We start from the raw sequence: 9,319 nt of genomic DNA, 5'->3' as shown, positions 1-9,319 counted from the left end.
GTTTGAACGTCTGGATCAATGGACGCGAATGAGGGTGCGAGCCTTTATGCGCAAAAAGAGATCTACGGTGTCAAACCGGCTGATACCAAACAAAGTACTGGAATCAGCCGGAATGGTATTTCTAACAAGCTTACTCACCACACGTTCCTAATTCAGGAGTGAAATAAGCAATCCGGCGACGGATGAAGGAAACTCACTCCTGAAGATGGGGAACTGACGAAGGAAAGCCGTGTGCGGGAAATCCGCATGCACGGTTTGACGGGGAGTCCGAGGGAGTAATCCCTCGTCTTACCCTACTGCGTGCTGATCTTATCTGAATGGCTCACAGAGCGATGAGGAGGAGATAAAAATGTCAGATTTATCAAAAAAGGAACAAGTTGATCTGTCGGGATTTCCAGCAAGCCGTAAGGTGTATGTAGAAGGCTCGCGTCCCGATATTCAGGTTCCGATGCGTGAAATCCGTCTTAGCCGGACCGAAGGTGTTGCGGGGGAAGAGGACAATGCACCGCTTCGTGTCTATGATACCAGTGGTATTTACACTGATGCCGCTGAAGATACCAATGTTCGGAAAGGGTTGCCTCCGCACCGCTTAAGCTGGATTGCGGAGCGCGGGGATTCAGTGGAGTACGCCGGGAGAACTGCTCAGCCCGGAGACTCCCGATTAGCTGCAGACCGGACGTCGGCAGAAGGGTTCTCCGGCTTGCAGCGGAATCCCTTAAGAGCATGTGAGGGCCACAATGTCACCCAACTGCATTATGCGCGGCAGGGGATGATTACGCCGGAAATGGAGTATATCGCGATTCGCGAGAATACCCGGCCTGAATTTGTAAGGGATGAGGTCGCTGCCGGACGGGCCATTATCCCGGCTAATATTAACCATCCTGAGAGTGAGCCGATGATCATCGGCCGTAACTTCCTGGTTAAGATCAACGCGAACATTGGGAATTCCTCCGTGACTTCTTCCATTGAAGAGGAAGTGGAGAAGATGAGATGGGCGACCCGCTGGGGTGCCGATACGATTATGGATCTTTCCACTGGTACAAAAATTCATGCCACCCGCGAATGGATTATCCGCAACTCACCAGTACCGATCGGCACAGTGCCGGTCTATCAGGCGCTGGAGAAGGTAAAAGGAATAGCCGAGGATCTGACCTGGGAGCTGTATCGCGACACGCTGATTGAACAGGCGGAGCAAGGCGTGGATTACTTTACCATTCATGCCGGGGTGCTGAAGCAGTACATCCCGCTTACTGCCGGAAGAATGACCGGAATTGTGTCCCGAGGCGGCTCCATCATGGCGGCCTGGTGCCTTGCACATCAGCAAGAGAACTTTTTATATACACATTTTGAAGAAATCTGTGAGATTATGAAGACTTATGATGTGGCCTTTTCCTTGGGAGACGGACTGCGCCCGGGCTCCATCGCCGATGCCAATGATGAGGCTCAGTTCGCTGAGCTGGAGACACTTGGGGAGCTGACAGCCATGGCCTGGAAACACGATGTTCAGGTGATGGTCGAAGGTCCGGGGCATGTGCCGATGCACAAGATCAAGGAAAATATGGACAAGCAGCTCGAGCTCTGCCAGGAAGCCCCTTTCTACACCCTGGGTCCGTTAACCACGGATATTGCCCCGGGTTATGACCATATTACTTCGGCGATTGGGGCGGCGATGATCGGCTGGTTCGGGACAGCGATGCTGTGCTATGTTACGCCCAAGGAGCATCTGGGTCTGCCTAATAAGAATGACGTGCGCGAAGGAGTTATCACCTACAAAATCGCTGCTCATGCTGCAGATCTGGCCAAAGGCCACCCGGGTGCCCAGGATCGGGACAATGCATTGTCCAAGGCTCGGTTCGAGTTCCGCTGGCGTGACCAGTTCCATCTGTCGCTCGACCCTGAGCGGGCGCTGGAGTACCATGATGAGACGCTTCCAGCCGAGGGTGCCAAAACAGCGCATTTCTGCTCCATGTGCGGTCCCAAATTCTGCAGCATGCGCATTTCGCACGATATCCGCAATTCGTCCAGACTGAGCCAAATGCTATAACCGGAACGGACTTTATAAAAGGCTGTTTCTTCTGCTGTAACAGGCGGAGGAAACAGTCTTTTTTTATATCCATAAGTTGGAATATAGGCATGACGGTAACAAAAACGGGACCAATTCATTTCTGCTTTGCAATGAATAGTTGCAGGAATATAAGTTTCTAATTTAGTGACTGCAATCACTCTTTGGCCCCGTACCCTATGCTAAGCTGTTGTTGAGAAAGGTTATCAATTGGCATGAAGCTAAGCTGCAGGAGGAGAGTGCAATGAGCAAACACCTTAACATGGATGAATCCATATTCGAGCTGGTCAGTCGTTATCCGGAGGCCATAGACATTATGGTTGAGCTGGGTTTCCGCGATATTACGAAGCCTGGCATGCTGCAGACGGCGGGCCGGTTCATGACCTTGTCTAAAGGAATCACAATGAAGAAAATGGATCGCGAATCCGTCCGGCTGGCCTTTCAGAGTCATGGCTTCGAGATTATTGAATAGATCACTGAGATTAACAAGTGGAATAGAGAAGGAGAGAGAACGATGAGCGAACTGATTAACAACCGTGAAATGGATATTCCTGAGCAGACACGCCGCCAAGCCATGCTTAAGGAGATTATTAAGGAACTGCATGCCGGAAAAAGTGTAGAGGAAGTCAAAGCACGTTTTGCAGAAGCGGTAGGTGATGTTACGGTAGCTGAAATTTCCGCGATGGAGCATTCCCTGATGACAGAGGAGGGGATTCCTGTAACGGAGGTACAGCGCCTATGCTCTGTGCATACGGCCATTTTTAAAGGCTCAATCCAGGAAATTCACCGTTCTAACAAGCCAGAGGAGCAGCCGGGACATCCTGTCCACACCTTTAAGCTGGAGAACCGTGAGATTGAACGGCTTGTGAACTTCCGCTTGCAGCTGCATGCCGATAAATTCCAGCGGAACGACAGCGAAGAGATGATTTTCAAGCTGTTGGAGGATCTGAGCCTGCTGCTGGATCTCGACAAGCACTATAGCCGCAAAGAAAATCTGTTGTTCCCTTACCTTGAGAAATACGGTATTTATGGACCAACCAAGGTAATGTGGGGAGTGGATGATGGTATTCGCGGTATGATAAAACAGGCAAAAGCGGCGCTCAGTGCATACAACGGGGAAGCTGCGGAGCTTGGAGCTCTTCTGACGAACATTATCCAGGAAGTAAATGAAATGATCTTTAAGGAAGAAAATATTCTGCTGCCGATGGCGCTCGATAAGCTGACTGAAGATGAATGGGTCAAAATCGCCCGCGAAAGCGACGAAATTGGCTTCTGTCTGACTGCGCCGGAGCAGGAATGGATTCCTGAGCGTGCCGCAGAACCGGAGGGATCAGCCGTGCAAGCGGAAGAAGGAGAAAGAGGATTATCGCCGCAAGGCTTTATCCGCTTCGAGACAGGCCTGCTGTCGCTGCATCAGCTGGAAACAGTGCTGAATCATTTGCCTGTCGACCTGACATTTATTGATGAAAATGATGTAGTCCGCTACTTCTCGCATGGCAAAGAGCGGATCTTCGCCCGCACTAAGGCCGTCATTGGACGCACGGTGCAGAACTGCCACCCGCCGCAAAGCGTGCATGTCGTTGAGAAGCTGCTGGAGGATTTCAAGGCGGGCCGCAAAGACGCTGAGGATTTCTGGATTGCCATAAAGGATAAATTTATCTACATCCGTTATTTCGCAGTACGTGACGAAGCAGGCCGCTACATGGGCACCCTCGAATTCACCCAGAACATCGCACCGATCCGCGCACTGGAGGGACAGAAACGGATTTTGTCGGAGTAGCCGTCTAGAGTCAAACGCCTCACCGGCCATCCCCTTAAGTGAAGTTGATCCATCCGCCCCTTGCCGCATAGGTAAGAGGCTTTTTTTATAAAGACAAGAATTTACAGGGTACTCATAAACCCGTATCTTTAGGCTAAAAAAAATACCAGCCCCTTATGTGGCCGGGTGTGCCGCCTTTCCTTGACCGCAGGGGTACCTTCTATTATAGTGGGTACGTAGGATTAACTATTTTAGCATAGAAAAAGGTGGCTTGTTACATGTCTGAAAGTATCTACGTTGGCGTGGATTTAGGTGGAACCACGATTAAGGTTGGAATCTGCAATGCCGAGGGGAACCTGCTGCACACTTTTGAGGGGCCTACGGGAACTGCGGATGGCGTCGATGCCGTCATCGATAATATCGAAAAGTATGTGCGTCAGATTGTGGAGGACTCCCCGTACTCTTGGGATCAGCTTGCCGGTGTAGGAGCGGGCCTGGCCGGGTTTACGAATATTCGTGAAGGAATTATCATCCTTGCGCCTAACATAGGTTTTAGAGATGTGCCGATCCGCTCCATTCTTGAGGGTCGCTTGAACAAGCCAGTCAAAATAGACAATGATGCTAACGTCGCTGCACTGGGTGAGGCCTGGAGCGGAGCGGGACGTGGTGTGGAGAATTGCGTCTGCTACACGCTGGGCACAGGTGTCGGCGGCGGTATCATTATTAATGGTAAGGTGTATCAGGGTTTTGCCGGACTAGCGGGCGAGCTTGGTCATATTTCTGTAGTGCCTGATCTGGAAGCTATCCAATGCGGCTGCGGCAACATGGGTTGTTTGGAGACCGTTTCCTCTGCTACGGGTATTATTCGCATGGCCAATGATGCTGTTAGCCGCGGCGACCGCACTTCCCTGTCCATGGTGGAGAAAATTGCCGCCAAAGAAGTATTTGATGCAGCCAAGGCCGGAGATGAAGTTGCTCTGCGAATTGTGAACCGTGCTGCGTTCTATCTGGGTAAATCCATGGCTGCTGTCGCAGCGGTGCTTAACCCGGAGGTATTCATCGTTGGCGGCGGTGTCTCCAAAGCCGGAGATATTCTGTTTGAAGAGGTTCGCCGCGTGTTCGCGAAGCTGGCCCCGGCCCCACTACAGACCGGAGTGACCATCGTGCCTGCCGAGCTTGGAAATGATGCGGGTATTATTGGCGCTGCAGGTCTTTTGCTGCGTTCTTAAGCAGATGGAATTATTCATATACTATGTATAGGGAGGGGGCGCTTTGATGACCGAAATGGAACAATCACCGCCCGGTGGTGCCACCCTGATCATTATTACGGGCATGTCAGGTGCAGGCAAGACGATTGCCGTGCAGAGCCTGGAAGATCTCGGATTTTTCTGTGTGGATAATTTGCCGCCGGTGCTGATTCCCAAATTCGCAGAGCTGATTGAGCAATCCAAAGGGAAAATTGCCAAAGTAGCGCTTGTTATCGATTTGCGCGGAAGAGAATTCTTCACAGCTCTGTCGGAGTCACTGTCCTATATCAAAGATGAGTCAACGATCGGTTTTGAAATTCTCTTCCTGGATGCAACAGATTCCGTACTGGTACAGCGCTACAAGGAAAGCCGGCGGCATCATCCGCTGGCACCCCAAGGCATGCCGCTGGATGGCATCCGCCTGGAACGTCAGATGCTGGAGGAGCTGAAGAATTCAGCAACCTTATGTTTTGACACCAGCAGTATGAAGCCTGTCCAGTTGAAGGAGAAGATTATATCGCGGTTTTCCCATCTGGGCAAAAGCACTCTTTCTGTCAATATTACTTCGTTTGGCTTCAAATACGGAATTCCGATCGACGCAGACCTTGTGTTTGATGTCCGTTTTTTGCCGAATCCTCATTATGTGGATCATTTGCGGCCAAAGACCGGTCAGGATAGCGAGGTTTACGATTATGTAATGAAATGGCCGGAGACACAGACGTTTCTGACCAAACTGTTGGATATGCTTCATTTCCTGATTCCGCAATACCGGAAAGAAGGCAAATCCCAGATTATTATCGGCATTGGCTGTACGGGAGGCAAACACCGCTCTGTGGCAATATCCGAATACCTGGGTAAGATGCTGGGGGTTAGCGAGACGGAGTCGGTAGCCGTCAGTCACCGGGACTCCGAGCGTGACCGGCATTAAGAGAGAAGGGGTCAATAGTGGCTGAAGAACAAGGACAACGTCCACGTATCGTCGTTATGGGTGGAGGTACGGGATTGTCTGTTATGCTTCGCGGTTTGAAGGAAAAGCCGCTTGATATTACAGCGATCGTTACGGTTGCGGATGACGGGGGAAGCTCTGGCATACTGCGCAGCGAACTGCAAATGCCACCCCCTGGCGATATCCGCAATGTACTGACAGCAATGGCTGATGTAGAACCGCTTATGGCCCAGATCATGAAATACCGCTTCAGCAGCGGAGAAGGCTTGGCCGGGCATAGCCTCGGGAATTTGATTCTGGCGGCGCTTACGGACATTTCCGGTGACTTTGTCACTGCGGTACGGGAGCTTAGCCGGTTATTCGCCGTGCGCGGACGCGTCTTGCCTGCTGCTGGCGAAGCTGTAGTTCTGCACGCTGAGATGGCTGATGGCTCTATGATTACAGGTGAGTCCAAAATCCCTGAAGCCAGAGGAGTCATCAAACGGGTCTCCCTGGAGCCGGCAGATGTAGAGCCGCTCCCGGAGGCACTGGAGGCCATCCGCAATGCCGACGCCATCCTGTGCGGTCCAGGCAGTCTGTACACGAGTATTCTTCCTAATTTGCTGGTGCCTAAGCTGGCGGAGGCTGTTGTGGCCTCGGACGCGATCAAAATTTTTGTCTGCAACGTGATGACCCAGCCCGGGGAAACAGACAACTACACGGTTAGTGACCACCTTCAGGCCGTCTATGACCACGTAGGCCTTCATTTGTTCGATTACGTGATCGTGAACGATGGCGAGATTCCTGAGCAGGTCCAGTTAAAGTATGCAGAAAAGGGTGCCCGGCCCGTACAGCTTGACCTTGATGTAGTGGATGGCAACGGCTACAAAGTGATTGCCGACAAGCTGGTATTATTCAAGACCTATCTGAGGCATGATACAGATAAGCTAAGTCATCATATTTACCAGCTTGTGAAAGACTGGATTTCCAGATAAGTCTATTTTGTAGGAACATGAAAGAGGTGAGCCCCTTGTCTTTTGCGGCCCTTACCAAAAAAGAGCTGACGATGGTGGAGAGCCAGCCTTGCTGTGAGAAAGCAGAGATGTCCGCGCTGATCCGGATGAATGGTTCGGTGCAGCTTTCAAGCAAAAAGGTAGTCCTCGACATTTCGACGGAGAACGCCGCGATTGCAAGGCGGGTATATTCTTTGCTTAAGAAATATTACCAGGTCCATATCGAGCTGCTCGTGCGTAAAAAAATGCGTTTGAAGAAGAATAACGTCTATATCGTGCGGATTCCAAACCGCGTTCAGGAAATTCTCAAGGATCTGCGGATCGTCTCCGAAGGCTTCATCTTCACGGATGGGATCGACCACGAAATTGTCGGCAAGAACTGCTGCAAACGCGCATACCTGCGGGGGGCGTTTATGGCGGGAGGATCGGTCAATAATCCGGAGGGATCTTCCTATCATCTGGAGATTGCTTCGATGTACGAGGAGCACTGCAAGGCGCTGGTGGATCTGGCAGGTGAATTTCATCTGAATGCCCGCTGCATTGAGCGCAAAAAGGGTTTCATCCTGTACATCAAGGAAGGCGAGAAAATCATCGAGTTTCTTAGCCTGATCGGTGCACATCAAGCACTGTTCAAGTTCGAGGATGTGCGGATTATGCGTGACATGCGCAATTCCGTGAACCGGATCGTCAACTGCGAAACGGCCAACCTGAACAAAACCATAAGTGCGGCGGTGCGGCAGATCGAGAATATCAAGCTGTTGCAGCGTGAGGTGGGGCTGGAAAGCCTGCCGGATAAGCTGCGCGAAGTAGCCGAGATCAGACTGGCACACCCGGATATCAACCTTAAGGAAGTTGGCGAAATGCTGAAAGGCACAGTCAGTAAATCGGGAGTAAATCACCGTTTGCGCAAAATTGACGAGCTGGCTGATAAGGTCCGGGGTGGCTGATTATTTTTTTTCTAGTGCGGTTGCGGTTATAATGATATAATATTATAAAATTAATGTGAAATTTTTGGGCAGATCTCAAATAGGGGGTAAGCGTTTCATGACAAAGCACCCGGTAGTTGTACGGTTGAAGACGGGGCTTCACGCTCGGCCGGCAGCATTGTTCGTGCAGGAAGCTAACAAATTCTCGTCGGAGATTTTCGTGGAAAAAGACGATAAAAAAGTGAACGCTAAAAGCATCATGGGTATTATGAGCCTGGCGATCAGTTCCGGCACGGAGATTTATATCAGCGCGGACGGCGCCGATGCGGACCAGGCTGTAACCGCTTTGACAAGTCTTGTCAGCAAAGAAGAGCTTGAGAACCAGTAATTGTTGCAAGGCCTTACTTTTAAATGGTATGACAAAAAGCCCTCCGGGGCTTTTTTTAATGTCTGTGTATAGATAGGTATAGGAAAGGATAAGGTTACGGTTATCTGCTCCTGTGGTCTTGTATGACTTTTTTTCTTTTCTATTGAGATGATATGCAACTTTTGCCAAGCCGCGCCGTCTAGAGAGTACCAACAACAATTACAAATAACGAAAGGGGATGGCAAACATGAATGCATGGAGCAAAAAGCTCGGAGCGGTAATGCTGGCAGGGAGTTTGATGATAGGGGGGATGGCTTTGAGCGGAGCATTCCAAGGCCCTGAAAAGGCTTACGCCGCAGAAGAGGCCCAGAGAAACATCGTCAATGTGACTGGCAAAGGAGAGCTTTCCATCAAACCGGACGTTGTCTATCTGTCTATCGGGGTAAGCACTTCGGCAGCAACGGCAGAAGAGGCGCAGAAAACTAATGGAGCCAAAATCACCAAGATCACCACACTGCTGAAGACGACTTGGGGTATTGCAGATAAAGATGTTCAGAGCACCCAATTCAGCGTACAACCGAACTACAGCTATTCTGATAAAGATGGTCAACAGGTTAAAGGCTACATTGCCCAGCATACGTTGAAGGTAACCTATCGTGATCTAACCAAGGTTGGAGCGCTGCTGGATGCCGCTTCTAACGCAGGAGCGAACAACATTGGCAATGCCCAATTCGCCATTGAAGATCCGTCAGCCTTTGAAGCGCAGGTGATTGAAAAAGCCATGACCAATGCAGATGTAAAAGCTGGAGCTATTGCCAAAGCAGCCAAACGCAGCCTGGGCCAGGTCATTACGGTCACACAGAATGATGACGGCAACAACCCTGTGATCTATATGGAAAATGCGGCAATGTCCAAAGCAGCGGCAGATACAGCCGGAGGCACTTCCGTTGAGCCGGGAGAAGTGAAGGTTTCAACACAGCTTAGCGTAATGTATGAGCTGAAATAGTCTGTTTTCCTCAA

The 9,319-nt window shown here is 50.6% G+C and carries 9 protein-coding genes; all 9 read left to right on the top strand.

Annotated features, from left to right (window positions below; translation table 11 throughout):
- Positions 1–349 precede the first annotated feature (349 nt).
- The 9 genes from thiC to A3842_RS27490 all read left to right on the top strand — a co-directional run bounded on the left by thiC (position 350) and on the right by A3842_RS27490 (position 9,305).
- Positions 350–2,044: a phosphomethylpyrimidine synthase ThiC gene (gene thiC / locus A3842_RS27530; protein WP_074103420.1), complete on the top strand. Its 1,695-nt coding sequence runs from the start codon at positions 350–352 to the stop codon at positions 2,042–2,044.
- A gap of 262 nt (positions 2,045–2,306) precedes the next feature.
- Complete coding sequence (locus A3842_RS27525; protein WP_074103419.1) at positions 2,307–2,534, top strand: DUF1858 domain-containing protein; 228 nt, start codon at positions 2,307–2,309, stop codon at positions 2,532–2,534.
- A 42-nt stretch (positions 2,535–2,576) separates the two neighbouring features.
- Positions 2,577–3,842: a DUF438 domain-containing protein gene (locus tag A3842_RS27520; protein ID WP_074103418.1), complete on the top strand. Its 1,266-nt coding sequence runs from the start codon at positions 2,577–2,579 to the stop codon at positions 3,840–3,842.
- Positions 3,843–4,099: 257 nt separating this feature from the next.
- Positions 4,100–5,050 (top strand): ROK family glucokinase, encoded by a 951-nt coding sequence (locus A3842_RS27515; RefSeq protein ID WP_074088722.1) that lies wholly within the window; start codon positions 4,100–4,102, stop codon positions 5,048–5,050.
- A 46-nt stretch (positions 5,051–5,096) separates the two neighbouring features.
- Positions 5,097–5,996: an RNase adapter RapZ gene (rapZ, locus tag A3842_RS27510; RefSeq protein WP_074088723.1), complete on the top strand. Its 900-nt coding sequence runs from the start codon at positions 5,097–5,099 to the stop codon at positions 5,994–5,996.
- A gap of 56 nt (positions 5,997–6,052) precedes the next feature.
- On the top strand, positions 6,053–6,988 hold the full coding sequence (locus A3842_RS27505; protein ID WP_167374670.1) for a gluconeogenesis factor YvcK family protein: 936 nt from the start codon (positions 6,053–6,055) through the stop codon (positions 6,986–6,988).
- Positions 6,989–7,023: 35 nt separating this feature from the next.
- Positions 7,024–7,953 (top strand): DNA-binding protein WhiA, encoded by a 930-nt coding sequence (gene whiA, locus A3842_RS27500; protein ID WP_074088725.1) that lies wholly within the window; start codon positions 7,024–7,026, stop codon positions 7,951–7,953.
- Positions 7,954–8,050: 97 nt separating this feature from the next.
- Complete coding sequence (locus A3842_RS27495) at positions 8,051–8,320, top strand: HPr family phosphocarrier protein (RefSeq protein ID WP_019914358.1); 270 nt, start codon at positions 8,051–8,053, stop codon at positions 8,318–8,320.
- A gap of 226 nt (positions 8,321–8,546) precedes the next feature.
- Positions 8,547–9,305 carry an SIMPL domain-containing protein gene (locus A3842_RS27490; RefSeq protein WP_074103417.1) on the top strand — a complete coding sequence of 253 codons (759 nt, stop codon included), beginning with the start codon at positions 8,547–8,549 and terminating at the stop codon, positions 9,303–9,305.
- Positions 9,306–9,319 lie beyond the last annotated feature (14 nt).

It is taken from the genome of Paenibacillus sp. P3E, from assembly GCF_001909045.1.
In the GTDB taxonomy this organism is placed as follows: Bacteria; Bacillota; Bacilli; order Paenibacillales; family Paenibacillaceae; genus Paenibacillus_AQ; species Paenibacillus_AQ helianthi.
This window is presented reverse-complemented; position numbering and strand designations above follow the sequence as displayed.

Excerpts from the sequence above, each read along its gene's own strand:
- A3842_RS27515 (WP_074088722.1), top strand. The coding sequence starts at position 4,100 with ATGTCTGAAAGTATCTACGTTGGCGTGGATTTAGGTGGAACCACGATT.
- thiC (WP_074103420.1), top strand. The coding sequence starts at position 350 with ATGTCAGATTTATCAAAAAAGGAACAAGTTGATCTGTCGGGATTTCCA.
- A3842_RS27520 (WP_074103418.1), top strand. The coding sequence starts at position 2,577 with ATGAGCGAACTGATTAACAACCGTGAAATGGATATTCCTGAGCAGACA.
- A3842_RS27505 (WP_167374670.1), top strand. The coding sequence starts at position 6,053 with ATGGGTGGAGGTACGGGATTGTCTGTTATGCTTCGCGGTTTGAAGGAA.
- A3842_RS27495 (WP_019914358.1), top strand. The coding sequence starts at position 8,051 with ATGACAAAGCACCCGGTAGTTGTACGGTTGAAGACGGGGCTTCACGCT.
- A3842_RS27490 (WP_074103417.1), top strand. The coding sequence starts at position 8,547 with ATGAATGCATGGAGCAAAAAGCTCGGAGCGGTAATGCTGGCAGGGAGT.
- A3842_RS27525 (WP_074103419.1), top strand. The coding sequence starts at position 2,307 with ATGAGCAAACACCTTAACATGGATGAATCCATATTCGAGCTGGTCAGT.
- rapZ (WP_074088723.1), top strand. The coding sequence starts at position 5,097 with ATGACCGAAATGGAACAATCACCGCCCGGTGGTGCCACCCTGATCATT.